Here is a 19,238-nt window from a genome sequence, read left to right as displayed (position 1 = left end):
TGGGCGCCGTCAGCGCTTCAGCGAGACGAAGGCATCGCGGCCGGCGTAGCGGGCGGCGCTGCCCAGCGCTTCCTCGATCCGCAGCAGCTGGTTGTACTTGGCGACGCGGTCGCTGCGGCACAGCGAGCCGGTCTTGATCTGGGTGGCGGTGGTCGCCACCGCGATGTCGGCGATGGTGGTGTCCTCGGTCTCGCCGGAGCGGTGCGACACCACCGCGGCATAGCGCGCCGCATCGGCCATCGCGATCGCTTCCAGGGTTTCGGTCAGCGTGCCGATCTGGTTGACCTTGATCAGGATCGCATTGCCTACGCCGCGTTCGATGCCGTCGCGGAAGATGCGCGGGTTGGTCACGAACAGGTCGTCGCCCACCAGCTGGACCTTGTCGCCCAGGCGCCGGGTCAACAGTTCCCAGCTGTCCCAGTCGCCTTCGTCCATGCCGTCCTCGATGGTGACGATCGGGTACTGCGCGGCCCAGCCGGCGAGGAAGTCGACGAACTGCTCGCCGGTCAGGCGCTTGCCCTCGCCGGTGAGGTGGTACTTGCCGTTGTCGAAGAACTCGCTGGCCGCGACGTCCAGGCCCAGCATCATGTCCTCGCCCGCGTGGTAACCGGCCTTGCCGATCGCCTCGAGGATCGTTTCCAGCGCTTCCTCGTTGCTGCGCAGGTCCGGCGCGAAGCCGCCCTCGTCGCCGACCGCGGTCGACAGCCCACGGCCCTTGAGCACCGACTTCAGCGCGTGGAACACCTCGGTGCCCGCGCGCAGCGCCTCGGAGAACGAATCGAAGCCCACGGGCAGGACCATGAATTCCTGCAGGTCGACGTTGTTGTCGGCATGCGCGCCACCGTTGATGATGTTCATCATCGGCACCGGCAGCGACACCTGGCGGTCACCGGCGAGGTGCTGCCACAGCGGCATGCGCCTGGACGCCGCCACCGCATGCGCGTTGGCCAGCGAAACGCCCAGCAGGGCGTTCGCGCCGAGCCGGCCCTTGTTCTCGGTGCCGTCCAGGTCGACCAGCCTGCGATCGAGCGCGGCCTGGTCGCCGTCGAAGCCCTTGAGCGCCTCGGCGATCGTCGTGTTCACGTGGGCAACCGCATTGCGCACGCCCTTGCCGAGGTAACGGGTCTTGTCGCCGTCGCGCAGCTCCACCGCTTCCTTGCTGCCGGTCGACGCGCCCGAGGGCACCATGGCCCGCCCGAAGCTGCCGTCGGCCAGCGTCACCTCCGCTTCGAGCGTCGGATTGCCCCGGCTGTCGAGGATTTCACGTGCATGGATCTTGGCGATGGTCGTCATGGCTCTTTCGTATCGTGGAAGTTGTCTTTGACGCGGATCAACGCGGATAGAGAAGCGGATTCACACGGATAAGACAATAGTGGTGCAGCGTGATCTGGAACCATTACTGCCTTATCCGCGTTGATCCGCTCTATATCCGCGTTATCCGCGTCCTGCGTTTAGCTGTTGCTTTCGAGGAAGCCGTTGCGCTTGGTGACTTCGTCGATGGCGATGAGGGTTTCGAGGAGGGCCTGCATCTTGCCCAGGGGCCAGGCGTTGGGGCCGTCGCTCAGGGCCTTGTCGGGGTCCGGGTGGGTTTCCATGAAGATGCCCGCGATGCCCACGGCCATGGCCGCGCGCGACAGCACCGGCACGAACTCGCGCTGGCCGCCGGACTTGCCGCCGGCGCCGCCGGGCAGCTGCACGCTGTGGGTCGCGTCGAACACCACCGGGCAGCCGGTGTCGCGCATCACCGCCAGCGAGCGCATGTCGCTGACCAGGTTGTTGTAACCGAAGCTTGCGCCGCGCTCGCAGGCCATGATCTGCTGGTTGCCGGTCGCCTTCGCCTTGTCGGTGACGTGCCTCATCTCCCACGGCGACAGGAACTGGCCCTTTTTGATGTTGACCGGTCGCCCGGCGCTGGCGACCTTCTGGATGAAGTCGGTCTGCCGGCACAGGAACGCCGGCGTCTGCAGCACGTCGACCACCGAGGCGACCTCGTCCATCGGCGTGTATTCGTGCACGTCGGTCAGGACCGGCACGTCGAGCTGGCGCTTCACTTCGGCGAGCACCTTGAGGCCCTCTTCCAGCCCAGGCCCGCGGAAGCTGGTGCCCGACGTACGGTTGGCCTTGTCGAAGCTTGACTTGAAGATGAAGGGCACGCCCAGCGCCGAGGTGATCTCCTTCAGCTTGCCCGCGGTATCGAGCTGCAGCTGCATCGATTCGATCACGCACGGCCCGGCGATCAGGAAGAACGGTCGGTCCAGGCCGACTTCGAAACCGCACAGCTTCATGCGCTGGCCTCCTTGAGCAGCCGGCCGCCCGCCTGCGCTTTGTGCTCGCGCGCGGCGCGGATGAAACCGATGAACAACGGATGCCCGCTGCGCGGCGTGGACAGGAATTCCGGATGCGCCTGACAAGCCAGGAACCACGGATGCACCGATTGCGGCAGTTCGATCATCTCCACCAGCGTGTCGTCCATGGACTTGGCGCTGATCACCAGGCCGCCGTCCTCGAGCTGGGTGCGGTAACGGTTGTTGAATTCGTAGCGGTGGCGATGCCGCTCGCCGACCACATCGGCACCGTACAGCTTGTGGGCCAGCGTGCCGGGCTTGACGCGCTGCTCCTGAAGGCCCAGGCGCATGGTGCCGCCCAGGTCGCTGTCCTCGCTGCGACGCTCGATGTCGCCGCTGGCGGTGCGCCACTCGGTGATCAGGCCGATCACCGGATACGGCGACTTGCGGTCGTTCTCGGTGCTGTTGGCGCCTTCCATGCCGAGCAGGTGGCGAGCGTAGTCGACCACGGCGGCCTGCATGCCGTAGCAGATCCCGAAGTACGGCAGCCTCGACTCGCGCGCATGGCGCGCGGTCAGGACCTTGCCCTCGAAACCGCGATCGCCGAAGCCGCCCGGCACCAGGACGCCGTCGAGGCCGTGCAGCGCCGCCGCGCCTTCGCGCTCGACCTCGCTGGACTCCAGCCACTTCAGCGTCACCTTCGTGCGCTGGCGGATGCCGCCGTGCTTGAGCGCCTCGGCCAGCGACTTGTAGGCGTCCTGGTGGTCGACGTACTTGCCGACGATGCCGATGGTCACGGCGTCCACCGGATGCTCGGAAGCATCCACCACCGCCTCCCACTGCGACAGGTCGGCGACTTCGGCGGCCTTGTCGGCGAGCTTGAGCCGCTCGACCGCGATCTGGTCCAGGCCCTGGTCGCGCAACCACATCGGCAGCTTGTAGATGTTGTCCAGGTCGACGGCGGAGATGACCGCCTTCTCCGGCACGTTGGTGAACAGCGCGATCTTGCGCCGCTCGCCCTCGGGCAGTGGCTGCTCGCTGCGGCACACCAGTACGTCGGGCTGGATGCCGATGGAACGCAGCTCCTTGACGGAGTGCTGGGTGGGCTTGGTCTTGAGCTCACCGGCGGCGGCGATCCACGGCACCAGGGTCAGGTGCATGAACAGGGCCTTCTCCGGGCCGCGCTCGGTGCGGATCTGGCGGATCGCCTCCAGGAACGGCAGCGACTCGATGTCGCCCACGGTGCCGCCGATCTCGACCAGCGCGACGTCGAAGCCGGCGGTGGCCGCGTCGATGCTGCGCTTGATCTCGTCGGTGATGTGCGGGATCACCTGCACGGTGCCGCCGAGGTAGTCGCCGCGGCGCTCCTTGCGGATCACGGCCTCGTAGACCTTGCCGGCGCTGATCGAGTTGCGCCCGGACAGGCGGGTGTTGACGAAGCGCTCGTAGTGGCCCAGGTCCAGGTCGGTCTCGGCGCCGTCGTCGGTGACGTAGACCTCGCCGTGCTGGAACGGGCTCATCGTGCCCGGGTCGACGTTGATGTACGGGTCCAGCTTCATCATCGTCACGCGCAGGCCGCGCGCTTCCAGGATCGCGGCCAGGGACGCGGCGGCGATGCCCTTGCCCAGCGAGGACACCACGCCCCCGGTGACGAAGATGAGCGGAGTGACGGGGCTGGCAGGGGACATGGCGGCAGCGGCTCGCTGGAAAGCCCCATTCTACGCGACAATGGCGGCATGAGCAGCAGCCGCTATGACGCCGCAGATATCGAGGTCCTGTCTGGCCTCGATCCCGTCCGCCGCCGGCCGGGCATGTACACCGACACCAGCCGCCCCAACCACCTGGCCCAGGAAGTGGTCGACAACGCGGTCGACGAGGCCCTCGCCGGCCACGCCCGTGAAATCGAGGTCGTCCTGTTCGCCGACGGCTCCTGCGAGGTCTCCGACGACGGCCGCGGCATGCCCGTGGACGTGCATCCCGAGGAGAAGGTGCCCGGCGTCGAACTGATCCTGACCCGGCTGCACGCGGGCGGCAAGTTCAACAACCGCAACTACACCTTCTCCGGCGGCCTGCACGGCGTCGGCGTCAGCGTGGTCAACGCGCTGTCGAGCAGGCTCGAGGTCTACATCAAGCGCGACGGCAACGAGTACCGCATGGACTTCGCCGGCGGCGAGCCCGCGAGCCGGCTGGAGGTGGTCGGCAGCGTCGGCAAGCGCAATACCGGCACGCGCCTGCGTTTCTGGCCGGACCCGAAGTATTTCGACAGCGCGAAGTTCAACCTGCGTGCCCTGCGCCACCTGCTGCGCGCCAAGGCCGTGCTCTGCCCGGGCCTGACGGTGTCGCTGTTCGACGAGGCCAGCGGCGAGCGCGTGCGCTGGCACTACGAGGACGGGCTGCGCGACTACCTCAAGGGCGAACTCGCCGGTGCCGAACTGCTGCCGCCGGAACTGTTTTCCGGGCAGCTGAAGAAGGACACCGAGATCGTCGACTGGGCGATCGCCTGGGTCGCCGAGGGCGAGCTGGTGCAGGAAAGCTACGTCAACCTGATTCCCACGCCGCAGCACGGCACCCACGTCAACGGCCTGCGCACCGGCTGCACCGATGCCCTGCGCGAGTTCTGCGACTTCCGCAACCTGCTGCCGCGCGGCGTGAAACTCGCGCCGGAGGACGTGTGGGACCGCGCCGCCTTCGTGCTGTCCTTGAAGATGACCGAGCCCCAGTTCAGCGGCCAGACCAAGGAGCGGCTGTCCTCGCGTCAGGCGGCCGGTTTCGTCGAGGGCGCCGCGCACGACGCGTTCAGCCTTTGGCTCAACACCCACGTCGAGCTCGGCGAGAAGATCGCGCAGCTGGCGATCGAGCGCGCCAGTGCCCGGCTCAAGACCGAAAAGCAGGTCACGCGCAAGAAGGTCACCCAGGGTCCTGCTCTGCCCGGCAAGCTGGCCGACTGCATTTCCCAGGACCTATCGCGCACCGAGCTGTTCCTGGTCGAGGGCGACTCGGCCGGCGGCAGCGCGCGCCAGGCGCGCGACAAGGATTTCCAGGCGATCCTGCCGCTGCGCGGCAAGATCCTCAATACGTGGGAAGTGTCCTCGGGCAGCGTGCTCGGATCGCAGGAAGTGCACGACCTGGCCGTGGCCATCGGTTGCGACCCGGGCAAGGACGACATCTCCGGCCTGCGCTACGGCAAGGTCATCATCCTGGCCGACGCCGACTCGGACGGCCTGCACATCGCCACCCTGCTCTCGGCGCTGTTCCTCAGGCATTTCCCGGCGCTGGTGGCCAACGGCAACATCTTCGTGGCGATGCCGCCGCTGTTCCGCGTCGACGTGGGCAAGCAGGTGTTCTACGCGCTCGACGAGGAGGAGAAGCGACTGCTGCTGGAGCGCATCGAGCGAGAGAAGATCAAGGGCGCGGTGCACGTCACCCGGTTCAAGGGCCTGGGCGAGATGAACCCCGCGCAGCTGCGCGAATCGACCATCCATCCGGACACGCGCCGCCTGGTCCAGCTCACCGTCGACGACGGCACCGAAACCCGTTCGCTGATGGACATGCTGCTGGGCAAGAAGCGCGCCGGCGACCGCAAGGCGTGGCTGGAGCGCAAGGGCGACCTGGCAACGCTGGAAGTGTAGAAGCGCGCCTTGCGCGCGAATGCGCGCCGGTCGCGCGCAAGGCGCGCTTTTACTGGAGCGCCGCCTCGAGCAGCACGCGCAGCACGCGCTGCAGCGCGGCCGCCCTGCTCTCGTCCCAGGCGAAGCTGTCCTCGTCCATGTAGTTGCGCTGGCTGATCTCCAGCTGCACGGCGTCGATGCCGTTGCCGGGGTCGCCGTAGTGGCGGGTGATGTAGCCGCCCTTGAAGCGCCCGTTGGCGACCCAGTCGTAGTCGTCCTGCGCGGCCAGCACGGCTTCCAGCCGCGACTGAAGCTCGGGGCGGCAGCTGGCGCCGGCTGCGGTCCCGAGGTTCAGGTCCGGCAGGCGGCCCTCGAACAGGAACGGCAGTTCGCCGCGGATCGAATGGCCTTCCCACAGCACCGCGCGCCCGTGCTGGTCGCGGATGCGGTCCAGTTCCCCGCGCAAGGCCTCGTGGTAGGGGCGCCAGTACGTGTCCACGCGCGCGGCGACCTCGGCCTCGCCGGGTGCCTGGCCTTCGAAATAGACGGGGTCACCGCTGAACTGCACGGCCGGGCACAGCCCCGTGGTGTTCTGGCCGGGATACAGCGACGTGTCGTCCCGGGGGCGATTGAGGTCGACCACGTAGCGCGAATGCGACGGCACCAGGATCGAGGCGCCCAGGTCGCGCGCGAACGCATACAGCCGCGCCACGTGCCAGTCGGTGTCGGGCGCGCGCCGCGCGCTTTCGACCATGCGCGCCGAGATCTCCGGCGGGATCAGGCTGCCTTCGTGCGGAAGGCTGACCAGCAGGGGCGCTTCGCCTCGATGGAGGGTGAAGATGGGGGTCATTGCACCAGCACCAGTTCTTCGGCCGAGGTGGGATGGATCGCCACCGTGTCGTGCAGGTCGTCGAGGGTGATGCCGCGCTTCAGCGCCACGGCGAAACCCTGCAGGATTTCGTCGACGCCTTCGCCGAGCAGGTGGATGCCCACGACCTTGCGGTCGACGCAGACCAGTTTGAACAGGCTGCGTTGGGGCGAGTCGGCCAGGGCGTGCAGCATCGGACGGAAGCCGGCGCGATGCACGCTGACCGCATCGCCGTGGGCGGCCCTCGCCGCTTCCTCCGTCAGGCCGACCGTGCCCAGCGGCGGATGCGAGAACACCACGGTGGCGATGTTGTCGCAGTCGAGCCTGGCTTCGGCGCGGCCGCCGAACAGGCGGTCCATGAGGCGGCGCGCCGCAGCGATCGCCACCGGCGTCAACGCGACCCGGTCGGTCAGGTCGCCGACCGCATGCACCCCGTCGACGCTGGTGCGCTGGAACGCATCCACGACCACATGCCCGCGCGCGTCCAGTTCGACGCCGGCTTCCTCCAGGCCGATCCCGTCGCTGTTCGGGCGACGGCCGGTGGCGAAGATCACACTGTCGAAGGGACCTGCATCGGCCGTGTCGCTGTCGCGCGCATCGCCACCGCGCACCGCGATGCCACCGTCCTTGCGATGCAGCGACTGCACGGTGCTGTCGAAATGCGCATGGATGCCCTGCTGGCGATAGTCCTCCATCAGTTGCGCGGCGACGTCGGCGTCGAAACCCCTGAGCAGCCGGCGCCCGCGCACGAACAGTTCCACCTTGCTGCCCAGCGCCTGCAGCACGCCGGCCAGTTCCACCGCGATGTAGCCGCCGCCCACGATGGCTACGCGTCGCGGCGCCGCGGTGAGGTTGAAGAAGCCATCGGAATCGATGCCCAGCTCCGCGCCGGGTATCGCAGGTCGAACCGGCCTGCCGCCGGTGGCCAGCAGGATCCGCGGCGCACGGATGCGGACACCGTCGCTGCATTCGATCACGCCGGCACCGGCCAGGCGCCCGCGCGTGGGCAGCACCGCGATGCCCGCGGCGTCCAGGCGCTTGCGATAGCTGGCGTGGATGTTGCCGATGTAGCGCTGGCGGAAGGCGATGAACGCAGGCCAGTCGAGCGCGGGCGGGGTTTCGGGGAGATCGAAGCCCAGTTCGCGCGCCAGCGCGAGCTTGTGCGCGATGTCGCCGGCCAGCCACATCGCCTTCTTGGGCACGCAGCCCACGTTGACGCAGGTGCCGCCGAGTTCGGCAGGTTCGAGTATCGCGACCCGGGCACCGTGCCCCGCGGCCCGGAACGCGCCGGCCAGGCCGCCCGATCCACCGCCAAGCACCACCAGGTCGAAATCGCTCACCCGAACCGCTCCAGGCGATAGGGCTCGGGGTCGAAACGCGGCTCGGTACCGGTGACCAGGTCAGCGACCAGTCCCGCCGTCGCGATGCTCATGCTGACGCCGAGCATCCCGTGGCCCGTCGCCAGCCACTGCCGCCGGCGCCCGGGCACCGGACCGATCGCCGGGACGTCGTCGACCATCATCGGCCGCCAGCCGTACCACTCTTCCTGCTTCACCGGTCCCACGCCCTCGTGCAGGTACTCGCGCGCGGCGCGCTCCAGCGCGGCCAGGCGGCGCTGGTTGAGGCTGGTGTCGAAGCCGGAGAACTCCATGGTGCTGCCCAGGCGATAGCCGCTGCCCCAGGTGCTGACGCAGACGCTGCGCTCCTGCAGGGTGAGCGGCCGGCGCGGCGCCAGCATCGGCCTGCTGTAGGTGATCGAGTACCCCTTGCCCGGCTGCATCACCTTGTCCAGGTGCGGCACCTTCAGCATCCGCGCCAGCCGCGGCGACCAGGCGCCGACTGCGAGCACGACGTCGCTGCAGCGGTGGGTCCCGGTGGAGGTGGCGATGTCCACGCCCCCTGCGGCCTCGGCGATCCCGCGCACCTCGCAATTCTCGACCAGCTCGCCGCCGGCCGCCTGCAACGCGCGCGCCATGCCCGACACGTAGCGGTCGGGACGCAGGCTGGCGTCGTCGGGATAGCGGACCACGCCGACCACGCCATCGCGCAGTGCCGGCTCGTCGCGCAGGTAGGTCGGCCCGTCGATGATCTCGCTGCGCACGCCGAGCTCGGCCAGCGCCTGCAGGTCGGCCCGGTATTCCTCCAGCGCGCGCGCGTCGCGGAACACATGGTCGGTGCCGGTTTCGGCGAACTCGCAGTCGATGCCATGGCGCGCCAGCCATTCCGGGAAGGCCGCGCGCGAGGCCAGCAGCAGGCGGGCACGGACCTGGCCGCTGCGCATCATCGCCTCGTGGTTGCAGCGGCCGGCAAACCGGAGCAGCCAGGACCACAGCGCCGGATCGAAGCGCGGCTTCATGTACAGCGGCGCATCGGGCGTCAGCATCCAGCGCATCGCGCGCCCGACCTGCCCCGGCGCCGCCAGCGGCAACGCATGGCTCGGCGTCAGCGTGCCGCAATTGCCGTGCGAGCTGCCGCCGCCGATGCGACCGGCATCGAGCACGCGCACGCTACGCCCCCGTTCCGCCAGTGCCAGGCCGCAGGCCAGGCCGACGACTCCCCCACCCACGACCACGACATCGGCGTTCTTTTCCATCCCGCAAGTGTAGCGATGTGGCGGGCTTTCCGGGATGGGTCAGTGCAGATGCAGAGGCGGCCAGCGCCCGTAGGTCGCGGCGCGCCACAGCCATTCGAGCGGGCCGAAGCGGAAGCGCGACAGCCACCAGCGGGAGAACAGCATCTGCGCGCCGAACAGTGCCAGCACGAACACGAGCTGGCCGCTGCGACTCATTCCCCACTGGCCGAGGCCGTAGCCGTAGAAGAACAGCGTGCCCAGCAGCGACTGCGCCAGGTAGTTGCTCAACGCCATGCGCCCTGCCGGTGCGAACCACGCCAGCCAGCGGCGCGCCCGGCCGTGCAGTCCCACGACCACGGCACCGATGTATCCCACGCTGGCAGGAAGCGCCGCCACGGCCGCCAGGCCGGATGCGAACAGGAATTCGGCGTCGTTCTGGCCGGGAACGGCACGGGTGGCGACCAGCGCGGCGACGACCGACAGGCCCAGGCCCACCGGCAAACCCCATCCCGCCATCCGCCGGAACATCGGCAGGTGGGCGGCAGGATCGAGCATCGCACCGGAGCGCACGAACCAGGCGCCGACCAGGAAGACGCCCGCCACGATCACGCCGAAGCCCACGCCGATGCCGATGAACTTCGGCAGTCCGTCGACGCGCAGGGCGACGGCATCGGCATGGCTGCCGCCGGCCATGACCCGGGCTTCCCCGGCCACCCGGACCTCGTGCTCCTGCACGCGCTGGGCGAGTTCCTGAGCCTGTTCCGCGGATGGCGGTTCCGGCTGGGCGACCAGCATGTTGGCGCCGCCGACCATCATCAGCACGAATGGCAACAGGTAGATCGCCAGGCCGACCTTGGCCATCCGCGCCGGCGGCATGCGCCGCAGCCCGGCCACCAGCGCGACCAGCAGCAGCAAGGCACCCATGGCATAGGCGAACAGGATGTCGCCAGCCCACAGCAACAGGTAATGCGCCGCACCCAGCAAGGCAAGCACCAGGGTCCGGCGCAGGTAAGGCCATCCGAACGGCGCGCCCTTCGCATCGGCGCGCAGCAGCATCAGCGCGAAGCCCATGCCGAACAGCAGCGAGAACATGGTCCAGAACTTGCCGCGCACGAACACGTGCACGAACCATGCGATCCACAGGTCGGCGCCGTGCAGGCCCGCGGCCATTCCCGATTCGAGGTCGGCGATCGGCCTGCTGAAGAACTCGACGTTCATCAGCAGGATGCCGAGCAGGGCGACACCGCGCACCACGTCCAGTGCGACGATGCGTTCGCCCGCGGCCACCGGCGCCAGGTGCGGCGCGGCCGCCCGGGCATTCACGCCGCGGCCTCGCACAGTGCGTCGAGGCGGGTGTAGCTGTATTCCATGCCTTCGGTCATGCCGGTGGAGACCGCGGCGTCGCGCGCATCCTTCGAGGCGAAGGCCAGGTTGCAGACCAGCGTCGTGATGCCGTCCTGCTCGTCGAGCTCAAGGGACACGATGCACGGATCGCCTTCGGGCATGGCGAAATCGGTATCGCCCGGATCGTAGTACTGCTCGTGGACGAGCTTCGTTGGTGCATCGACTTCGGTGAACGTGCCGAAGAAGCCGAACTGCTTGCCATCCTCGAGATTACGCCAGCGCCACCGGTACTTGCCGCCGGTCCTGACGTCCATGTCGCACACCGGCATGTCCCAGCCCCCGTGGCCCTGCCACCTGCGCACGAGGTCGGGACTGGTGTGCGCATCCCACACCAGTTGCCGCGGTGCATGGAAGGTACGGGTGACGCGGACTTCACGATCGCTCGGCAAGGTCACTTCGGCGGGCTTGTGCATGGTTGCTCCCTGGTTCTATTTGCCCTGGAGATCCTCGAGCAAGGCATCGAGGCACTGGTAGTTTCGTTCGAACATCTCGCGGTAGCGCTCGATCCAGTCCACCGCTTCCTGCATGCGCGCCGGTTGCAACCTGCGCGGGCGACGTTGCGCGTCCACGCCCATCGAAACCAGGCCGGCGCGCTCGAGCACCTTGAGGTGCCTGGAGATGGCCGGCTGGCTGATCTGGAACGGCTCGGCGAGCTCGGTCACCGTGGCCTCGCCATTGGCCAGCCGCGCCAGGATCGCGCGGCGGGTCGGATCGGCCAGGGCGGCGAAGGTCAGGTCGAGGCGGTCCGGTTGGTTCATAACCATTTGTTTTAATAACACAATGGTTATATACAGCGGCAAGCGAAACCCGTCAAGCGTTTCCGGTCATGGATTCCGTCCGGCGGCGCGGGAGCGGCCCGCGCCCCGGCCAGGGTCAGTGGTGGTGGCCGCCGTCCCCGTGCACGTGGCCGTGCTCGAGTTCCTCGGCGCTGGCCTCGCGCACCTCGACGATCTCGATGTCGAAATGCAGGTTCTTGCCTGCCATCGGATGGTTGAGGTCGACATCGACCACGCTCATGCCCACCTTTTCGATGGTCACGGCGCGCGGGCCGAAGTTGGTGTTGAGCACCACCTGCATGCCCGGCTCCAGGCGCTGTCCACCGAAATGCTTCTTCGGAACGCGCTGGGTCAGGCCCTCGCGCTTCTCGCCATAGGCCTCGGCGGCGGACACGTCGACGCTGAACTTCTCGCCGGCCTCGCGCCCTTCCATCGCCTTCTCCAGGCCCGGGATGATGTTGCCGTGGCCTGCCAGGATCGCCAGCGGGTCCCGCCCTTCGGAACTCTCCACGGGCTCGGCGCCCTGTTCTGCGACCGCGTAGTGGAAGCGGACGACGCGGTCTTTCTCGATCTTCATGGCGGGGTTAGCATCGCTTTGATGGGGACCGGTCATTATAAGTGTGCTTTCGCGGCCGCCGCACTCGCGGCCACCCTGCTCTGCGCCTGCGGCAGCACGCCGGTGCGCGGCCCCGCGGCAGCGACCGCGCCGTCGCGCGACTGGGGCAATGTCCGCCCGGCCGACCCGGCCGCGGCCAACGCGGTGCTGATGCGCGCCATCAGCCTGGTCGGCACGCCTTACCGTTACGGCGGCAACACCCCGCAGGGCGGGTTCGACTGCAGCGGCCTGGTCAACTACGTCTTCCGCGACATGCTGGACCTGCGCCTGCCGCGCACCTCCCGGCAACTGTCCGAATACCAGGGGCCGCGCATCGCCCCGCGCGAGCTGGCCCCGGCGGACCTGGTGTTCTTCGGCGAACGCGGCCAGGTCAGCCACGTCGGCATCTACGTCGGCGAAGGGCGGTTCGTGCATGCGCCCAGCACCGGCGGCACGGTGCGCCTGGACCGGCTGGACGGCGCCTGGTGGCGCGACCACTACAGCGGCGCGCGCCGCGTGCTCTCCGAAGCAGGCGGCTGAACAGGCGTCGCATTTCACCTGCCTGACTGAAGTGGAAAGCGGATTTAACAACCGCTCCCGCGAGCTGCGGCACCATCACGCCCTGCTCACCGATGTGGAATACGCGTGACGATTCGCTCCAGCACCCTCGCCTTCGGCCTTTCCGCCCTCGCCCTGCTAGCCGCCCCGGCGCATGCGCAGGACGCACAGGCCAGCGGCCCGGCCGCCACGGACGACACCGCGATCGTGATCGACGTGCCCACCGGCACCGAGGTCGAGACCGCAGCCGAGGCCGAACCCACCGCCACCGAACGCATCCACCAGGTGATCAAGCGTGCGCTGACCCTGCTGGGCACGCCTTATCGCTGGGGCGGCACCACCACCGACGGCTTCGATTGCAGCGGGCTGGTCGGCTACGTGTTCCGCACCACCATCGGCATCGACCTGCCGCGCGTCTCGCGCGACATGGCGCGCACCGGCGAAATCATCGACCGCAGCGAACTCTCGCCCGGCGACCTGGTGTTCTTCGGCCGCCGCAAGGGCCGCGTCGACCACGTCGGCATCTACCTGGGCAAGGGCAACTTCGTGCACGCGCCGCGCACCGGGCGCGAAGTCACCGTGTCGACCCTCGATGGCGGCTACTGGGGCAACAAGTTCATCCAGGCCCGGCGCGTCGCCGGGACCTGACATTGCGCGCGCGAGGCGCGCTCCTACGCCGCGTCGCGCACCGGATGCGGCTCGGCCGCCTCGCCTTCGGCCACGCCGATGTTGCTGGACGCGCACTGGTAGGTCTCGCGGTCGAGCAATCCGGTTTCCCGCGCCACCAGCACCGGCACCAGCATCTGCCCGGTGACATTGGTCATCGTGCGCATCATGTCCAGCACCCGGTCGATGGCGTACAGGTAGCCGATCGCTTCCAGCGGCAGGCCGGCTGCAGTCAGCACCACGGTCGCCATCACCACCGCGGTGCCGGGGACGCCGGCGGTGCCGAAACTGCCGAGTACCGAGGCGATCAGCACGATCAGGTACTGGTCGCCGCTCATCGGCGTGCCGGTGTATTGCGAGATGAACACCGCCGCCAGCGCCGGGTAGATCGCGCCGCAGCCGTCCATCTTGATGCTCGCGCCCAGCGGCACCGCGAAGGCGGCGTAGTCTCGGTCCACGCCGAGGTTGTGGGTGACGCTGCGCAGCGCCGCGGGCATCGAGGCGAAGCTCGAGGAACTGACGAACGCCACCTGCATGCCGGGGGCGGCGCCGCGGAAGAACTTCATCGGATTGAGGCCGTGCAGCAGGAGCAGGCCGCCGTACACGACCACGATCTGGATCGCGCAGGCCACGAACAGCGCAACCACGAAAGTGCCCAGCGGCAGCAGCTTCTCGAAACCGAACGCACCCACCAGCGAAGCGATCAGGCCGAAAGTGCCGATCGGGGTGACCTCGAGCACGAAGCGCGTCACCTGGATCATCACGTCGCTGGCCTCGCCCGCCAGCTTGCGCGCCAGCGCCACGCGCTCGCCCAGCTTGACCATGGCGAAACCGACCAGCGCGGCAAAGAAGATGACCGGCAGGATCGATCCCTTGCCCGCGACCAGTTGCGTGCTGCCGTCGGCATTGGCGACCTGGCCGATGCCGGTCAGCGCGTAGAACGGGTTGGAAGGCACCACGTCGAGCAGGACGCGGATCGGATCGGGAACGACCTTGGGCACGTAATCCGACGAGACGCTCAATGCACCGACGCCGACGCCCGGCTGCATCACCGTGCCCACCAGCAGGCCGACGCTGACCGCCAGCACCGCGGTTGCCGCGAACCACGCGAAGGTGCGGCCGCCCAGCGCCATCATCGAGCGCTGTCCGTGCAGCGACGACACCGCGTGGATCACCGCGAAGAACACCAGCGGCACCGCGATCATCTTGATCAGGGTGACGTAGAGATCGCCCAGCGGGCCGAACCAGGTATCGGCGGCGGGGCCGAACGCCCAGCCCGCAAGGGCGCCGAGGACGAAGCCGGCCAGCACCCGTTGCCAGAACGGAACACGAAACCACGCGGTGACGAACTTCATCGGAATTCCGGATGGGACATCGGTCGAAGATAGCGAACCGCGCGCCCGTGCGCGAGTGATAATGGCCGATCCCGCCGAACGAGGATCGCCATGCGCCGCCACCTTGCACCGAGCCTGGCCTGCATCACCACCACCTTGTTGGGCGCATGCGCGACCATGCCGGCACCGCCCCCCGCGATGGCGGCGACCGGGGCGGCGCCGCCGGCGGTCGCGGTGCCGGAGGTGCGACGCCCGGACGGCCAGACGGCCGAGTGGTGGTTCCGCTACGGTGCTTCCCAGGCCGCCGCACGCGGTGCGCTCGGGGGCAAGGCGAAGAACGTCATCCTGTTCGTCGGCGACGGCATGAGCCTGCCGACCGTCACCGCGGCGCGCATCCTCGACGGACAGCGCAAGGGCCAGCCGGGCGAAGGCAACCTGTTGTCCTGGGAGCGCTTCCCCGCCACCGCATTCAGCCGCACCTACAACACCGACACGCAGACTCCCGATTCGGCCGGCACGATGACCGCCATGGCCACCGGCGTGAAGTCGCGCTACGGCGTGATCAGCGTCGGCCCGCAGGCCGCGCGCTACGACTGCGAAGGCGGCCTCGCCGCCCCGCTGCTGACACTGTGGGAACTGGCGGCCTCCAGCGGCATGGCCACCGGCGTGGTCACCACCACCAAGGTTACCCATGCCACGCCGGGTGCCACATTCGCGCATGTCGCCGACCGCGGCTGGGAAAGTGACACCGCGATGGCGAAAACCCAAGGCACGGTCGCGTGCACAGACATCGCCCTGCAGATCGTCGGCTCGCCGTACGGCACCGGGCCCGACGTGCTGATGGGCGGCGGGCGCGAGAACCTGCTTCCGTCCACCCGGCAGGATCCCGAAGACCCGGACCGGCACGGCGCCCGCAGCGACGGCCGCGACCTGGCCGCCGAGTGGCAACAACGCCATCCCGGTGGCAGCGTGGTGTGGAACAGCGCCCAGCTCGACGCCGCGCCCGCGACCGGCCCCCTGCTCGGATTGTTCGAACCGGGCCGCATGCATTACCTGCAGGACGTCGGCGGCGACGGCGAGGGCGAACCGAGCCTGGCGCGGATGACGCGCGAAGCCATCGTGCGCCTGCAGAACGATCCGGACGGCTACGTGTTGCTGGTGGAAGGCGCGCTGATCGACTACGCGCACCATGAAGGCAACGCTTTCCGCGCCCTGGACGAAACCATCGCCCTGAGCGAGGCCGTGGCGGTCGCAGACGAAATGACCTCCGACGAGGACACCCTCATCCTGGTCACCGCCGACCACGCCCACACCATGTCCTTCGTCGGCTATCCGGTGCGTGGCAATCCCATCCTCGGCAAGGTCGTGTCGCGCAACCGCGACGGCTCGGAGGCGTTGGCACTGGATCCGGACGGCCTGCCCTACACCACGCTGGTCTACGCCAACGGCCCGGGCCATGTCCCCGGGGCGCGCCCGGACCTCCGCGAGGTCGACACCGAGGCTCCGGACTACCACCAGGAAGCATTGGTGCCGCGCAGCGGCGAATCGCACGGCGGCGACGACGTCGGCATCTGGGCACGCGGGCCCGGCGCGGACGCGGTGCGCGGCAGCGTCGAGCAGAACACCATCTTCCACTTCCTGCTGCAGGCCACGCCGGTGCTGCGCGCTGCGATGTGCGCCAGGGATTACTGCAACGCCGATGGCGTGCCGGTGGAACTGCCGGATCCGGCGAAGTTCAGAACGGACGCGCCAGTACCAGGTACACGATGACCGCGAGCACCAGCACCGGCGGTTCGTTGAACCAGCGCAGCGCGCGCGGCGACGGCAGCGCACGCCCCTGTTCCGCGCCCTTGAGCCAGCGCCCCGCGACGATGTAGTGGACCAGCAGCAGCGCGACCAGCACGAGCTTGGCGTGCAGCCACGCGCCGGTGATGCCGAAGTGCAGCCAAAGCGCCAGGCCGAGCAACACCGCCAACCCGAACATGATGTGGCCGAAGCGGTACAGGCGCCGCCCCATCAGCACCAGGCGCTCGCGCACCGCACGCTCGGCCTCCGAGGAGCCATTCCCGGCCTCGGCCAGGTTGACCAGGATGCGCGGCAGGTAGAACACGCACGACATCCACGCGATCACGAACACCAGGTGGGCGGTCTTGGTCAGCAGGTAGGCATTCATCATCGCGTCGGGCTCCGGTCGCCAGGCGTTGGCGCGCGCTAGGATGCCACCAATGGACGAACGTGATCGGGAAAAGGTCTACGACCGGGACTACTTCGAGCGCTGGTACCGCCGCGGCGGCATCGGCGGGGCACGGCGCCTGGCGCGCAAGGTCGCGCTTGCAGTCGCCACCGCCGAATACCACCTCGAACGGCCGCTGCGCACGGTGCTGGACATCGGCTGCGGCGAAGGCGCCTGGCGCGCACCGCTGCTGAAGCTGCGCCCCGGCGTGCGTTACCTGGGTTTCGACGGCAGCGAATATGCGGCACAGCGTTACGGCCGCAGCCGCGGCATCCACCTGGCGCGCTTCGGCGAGTTCGACCAGTTGCGTCCGTGCCCGCCCGTCGACCTGCTGGTGTGCAGCGACGTGATGCACTACCTGTCCACGCGCGAGCTCGATCGCGGCCTCCCGGGGCTGGCCCAACTCTGCGGCGGCGTGGCGTTCCTGGAAACCTTCGCCCGCGAGGACCGCGCCGAGGGCGACGAGCATGCCTTCCGGCAGCGGGCGGCCAGCTTCTACCGCCGCCGTTTCGAGGCCGTGGGCTTCACCCAGCTCGGCTCCCACTGCTGGCTGTCCCCCGCCCTGGGCGGCACCGCCACTTCCCTGGAAATTCCCGGCTAGGTGTTATGCTGCGGCGCAGCAACCCCGGGACCGCTGATGCTGCTTTACCAATTCCACGAACTCTGGCGTGCCGGCATGGCCCCCCTCACCTACTGGGCGGAGGCGGGCGCCAAGATGTATTCGGCACCCGGCAGCTGGCTGGCCGCCATGCCCGAGGCCTCGCGCGTGGCCGCGGGCTGCGAGCTGCTCTATCGCATCGGCAAGGACTACGAGAAGCCGGAGTTCGGCATCCACGCCGTCGAGGTCGACGGCCAGCAGTGTCCGGTGGTCGAAAAGGAAGTCCTGTCGCGGCCGTTCTGCCGCTTGCTGCGCTTCAAGCGTTACACCGACGACGCCGGCAACCTGCGCGAACTCAAGGACGATCCGACCGTGCTGGTGGTCGCCCCGCTCTCCGGACACCACGCCACCTTGCTGCGCGATACCGTGCGCACCCTGCTGCGCGACCACAAGGTCTACGTCACCGACTGGGTGGATGCGCGCATGGTGCCCGGCGCGGAGGGCACGTTCTCGCTCGACGACTACGTGCGCTACATCGAGGATTTCATCCGCCACATCGGCGCGAAGGACCTGCACGTGATGAGCGTGTGCCAGCCGACCGTGCCGGTGCTGGCGGCGGTCTCGCTGATGGCCGCGCGCGGCGAGCCCACGCCGCGTTCGATGGTGATGATGGGCGGGCCCATCGATACCCGCAAGTCGCCGACCGCGGTCAACGACCTCGCGACCCAAAAACCCCTGTGGTGGTTCGAGCAGAACGTGATCCAAGTGGTGCCGGCCAATTATCCCGGCCGCGGCCGCAGCGTATATCCGGGCTTCCTGCAGCATGCCGGCTTCATGGCGATGAATCCCGAACGCCACTTCCTCTCGCACTGGGATTTCTACCAGGACCTGGTCAAGGGCGACCTAGAGGACGCCGCGGCCCATCGCCGCTTCTACGACGAATACAACGCGGTGCTGGACATGCCGGCCCGCTACTACCTCGACACCGTGCGCATCGTGTTCCAGGAACACCTGCTGCCGCGCGGCCTGTGGGACGTGGGCGGCGAGCGGGTGCGCCCCGGGGCGATCGGCTCCGGCAAGGGCGGCGGCACCGCCCTGCTCACCATCGAAGGCGAGCTCGACGACATTTCCGGTGCGGGCCAGACCCGCGCCGCGCACCAGTTGTGCACCGGCATCGATGCTGCCGATCGCAAGCACCTGACCGTGAAGGGCGCCGGCCACTACGGCATCTTCAGCGGCCGCCGCTGGCGCGAGCAGGTCTACCCGCAGGTGCGCGACTTCATCGCCGCGCACCACGACTGAACGCGTAGAATCGCGGCGTGATCCGTTCGCGCGTATTGCATCGCCACATGGGCCGGCTGGCATTCGTCGCCGTGCTTCTGCTGGCGCTGCTGCCCACGGTCGGTCGCATCGCCCAGGCCCAGGTCGCCGGAGACCGCGCCGCGCCGGTGTGGGCCGAACTCTGCACCGTGCAGGGCCTGCGCACGGTGTTGCTGCCGGCATCGCCCACCCCCGACCCGCACGCCGGCGTCGACTGCGAGTACTGCCCGTTGCTGGCGGCCGCGGTTGCGCCTGTCGTCGGCGCCCTCACCGTGCCGCCGCCGGCCTTGCCGCCGGCGCTTTGCACATCGCCTGCCGCGGTCACGCGCTCGCAGCCGCATCCTTGCGGCCTGGGTTCGCGCGGTCCGCCCCTGGTCTCCTGAACTACGCGCATCCCCGTTCCATTCGCGTCTTTCCAGGA

General features: G+C 68.9%; 18 protein-coding genes and 1 pseudogene. 7 read left to right on the top strand and 12 right to left on the bottom strand.

Features of this window, described 5'->3' with window-relative positions; genetic code table 11:
- Positions 1-9: 9 nt before the first annotated feature.
- The 3 genes from eno to QAA18_RS00140 form a co-directional block, all read right to left on the bottom strand.
- Positions 10-1,293, bottom strand: a complete 1,284-nt coding sequence (eno, locus tag QAA18_RS00150) for a phosphopyruvate hydratase (RefSeq protein WP_279410077.1) — start codon at positions 1,291-1,293, stop codon at positions 10-12.
- Positions 1,294-1,451: 158 nt separating this feature from the next.
- Positions 1,452-2,285, bottom strand: coding sequence for a 3-deoxy-8-phosphooctulonate synthase (gene kdsA, locus QAA18_RS00145; protein ID WP_279410075.1), 834 nt, complete (start codon positions 2,283-2,285; stop codon positions 1,452-1,454).
- A complete protein-coding gene (locus tag QAA18_RS00140) occupies positions 2,282-3,973 on the bottom strand; it encodes a CTP synthase (protein ID WP_279410072.1) in 1,692 nt (563 codons plus the stop codon). The genes kdsA and QAA18_RS00140 overlap by 4 nt, the downstream gene beginning before the upstream one ends.
- A 48-nt stretch (positions 3,974-4,021) precedes the next feature.
- Between QAA18_RS00140 and parE the strand changes: the two genes are divergently transcribed.
- Positions 4,022-5,914, top strand: coding sequence for a DNA topoisomerase IV subunit B (gene parE / locus QAA18_RS00135; RefSeq protein WP_279410070.1), 1,893 nt, complete (start codon positions 4,022-4,024; stop codon positions 5,912-5,914).
- A 49-nt stretch (positions 5,915-5,963) separates the two neighbouring features.
- Here parE and hutG read toward each other — a convergent pair whose 3' ends face one another.
- The 7 genes from hutG to QAA18_RS00100 form a co-directional block, all read right to left on the bottom strand.
- Positions 5,964-6,743, bottom strand: coding sequence for an N-formylglutamate deformylase (hutG, locus tag QAA18_RS00130; protein ID WP_279410068.1), 780 nt, complete (start codon positions 6,741-6,743; stop codon positions 5,964-5,966).
- Entirely contained in the window at positions 6,740-8,101 is a 1,362-nt protein-coding gene (gene gorA / locus QAA18_RS00125) for a glutathione-disulfide reductase (RefSeq protein WP_279410065.1), read from the bottom strand. Before gorA ends, hutG begins: the two co-directional genes overlap by 4 nt.
- Positions 8,098-9,354 carry an FAD-dependent oxidoreductase gene (locus QAA18_RS00120; protein ID WP_279410063.1) on the bottom strand — a complete coding sequence of 419 codons (1,257 nt, stop codon included), beginning with the start codon at positions 9,352-9,354 and terminating at the stop codon, positions 8,098-8,100. The genes gorA and QAA18_RS00120 overlap by 4 nt, the downstream gene beginning before the upstream one ends.
- Positions 9,355-9,393: 39 nt before the next feature.
- Positions 9,394-10,656 (bottom strand): DUF418 domain-containing protein, encoded by a 1,263-nt coding sequence (locus QAA18_RS00115; protein WP_279410061.1) that lies wholly within the window; start codon positions 10,654-10,656, stop codon positions 9,394-9,396.
- Positions 10,653-11,150, bottom strand: a complete 498-nt coding sequence (locus QAA18_RS00110; protein WP_279410059.1) for an SRPBCC family protein — start codon at positions 11,148-11,150, stop codon at positions 10,653-10,655. The genes QAA18_RS00115 and QAA18_RS00110 overlap by 4 nt, the downstream gene beginning before the upstream one ends.
- Before the next feature lie 15 nt (positions 11,151-11,165).
- Positions 11,166-11,495 (bottom strand): metalloregulator ArsR/SmtB family transcription factor, encoded by a 330-nt coding sequence (locus QAA18_RS00105; RefSeq protein ID WP_279410058.1) that lies wholly within the window; start codon positions 11,493-11,495, stop codon positions 11,166-11,168.
- Between the two features lie 115 nt (positions 11,496-11,610).
- Positions 11,611-12,090: a peptidylprolyl isomerase gene (locus QAA18_RS00100; RefSeq protein WP_279410056.1), complete on the bottom strand. Its 480-nt coding sequence runs from the start codon at positions 12,088-12,090 to the stop codon at positions 11,611-11,613.
- Positions 12,091-12,111: 21 nt separating this feature from the next.
- Here QAA18_RS00100 and QAA18_RS00095 point away from each other — a divergent pair, with 21 nt between their 5' ends.
- On the top strand, positions 12,112-12,648 hold the full coding sequence (locus QAA18_RS00095; RefSeq protein ID WP_279410054.1) for a C40 family peptidase: 537 nt from the start codon (positions 12,112-12,114) through the stop codon (positions 12,646-12,648).
- A 303-nt stretch (positions 12,649-12,951) separates the two neighbouring features.
- A pseudogene (locus tag QAA18_RS12880) lies at positions 12,952-13,314 on the top strand (C40 family peptidase); the annotation flags it as partial.
- A gap of 23 nt (positions 13,315-13,337) precedes the next feature.
- Here QAA18_RS12880 and QAA18_RS00085 read toward each other — a convergent pair.
- A complete protein-coding gene (locus QAA18_RS00085) occupies positions 13,338-14,687 on the bottom strand; it encodes a dicarboxylate/amino acid:cation symporter (protein WP_279410049.1) in 1,350 nt (449 codons plus the stop codon).
- Positions 14,688-14,777: 90 nt separating this feature from the next.
- Here QAA18_RS00085 and QAA18_RS00080 point away from each other — a divergent pair, with 90 nt between their 5' ends.
- Entirely contained in the window at positions 14,778-16,436 is a 1,659-nt protein-coding gene (locus tag QAA18_RS00080; RefSeq protein WP_279410047.1) for an alkaline phosphatase, read from the top strand.
- Here QAA18_RS00080 and QAA18_RS00075 read toward each other — a convergent pair.
- A complete protein-coding gene (locus tag QAA18_RS00075; protein ID WP_279410206.1) occupies positions 16,402-16,839 on the bottom strand; it encodes a CopD family protein in 438 nt (145 codons plus the stop codon). The two genes, QAA18_RS00080 and QAA18_RS00075, sit on opposite strands and share 35 nt — an antisense overlap.
- A gap of 52 nt (positions 16,840-16,891) precedes the next feature.
- Here QAA18_RS00075 and QAA18_RS00070 point away from each other — a divergent pair, with 52 nt between their 5' ends.
- The 3 genes from QAA18_RS00070 to QAA18_RS00060 are packed head-to-tail and all read left to right on the top strand — an operon-like array spanning position 16,892 to position 19,200.
- Entirely contained in the window at positions 16,892-17,500 is a 609-nt protein-coding gene (locus QAA18_RS00070; protein ID WP_279410044.1) for a class I SAM-dependent methyltransferase, read from the top strand.
- Between the two features lie 39 nt (positions 17,501-17,539).
- A complete protein-coding gene (gene phaZ / locus QAA18_RS00065) occupies positions 17,540-18,799 on the top strand; it encodes a polyhydroxyalkanoate depolymerase (protein ID WP_279410205.1) in 1,260 nt (419 codons plus the stop codon).
- 17 nt (positions 18,800-18,816) lie between these two features.
- Positions 18,817-19,200, top strand: a complete 384-nt coding sequence (locus tag QAA18_RS00060) for a DUF2946 family protein (protein ID WP_279410043.1) — start codon at positions 18,817-18,819, stop codon at positions 19,198-19,200.
- Positions 19,201-19,238 lie beyond the last annotated feature (38 nt).

Origin of the sequence: Luteimonas sp. 8-5 (assembly GCF_029763755.1) — a bacterium.
Classification (GTDB): domain Bacteria; phylum Pseudomonadota; class Gammaproteobacteria; order Xanthomonadales; family Xanthomonadaceae; genus Cognatiluteimonas.
The sequence above is the reverse complement of the archived record's forward strand: the minus strand, read 5'-3'. Positions and strand labels throughout refer to the sequence as shown.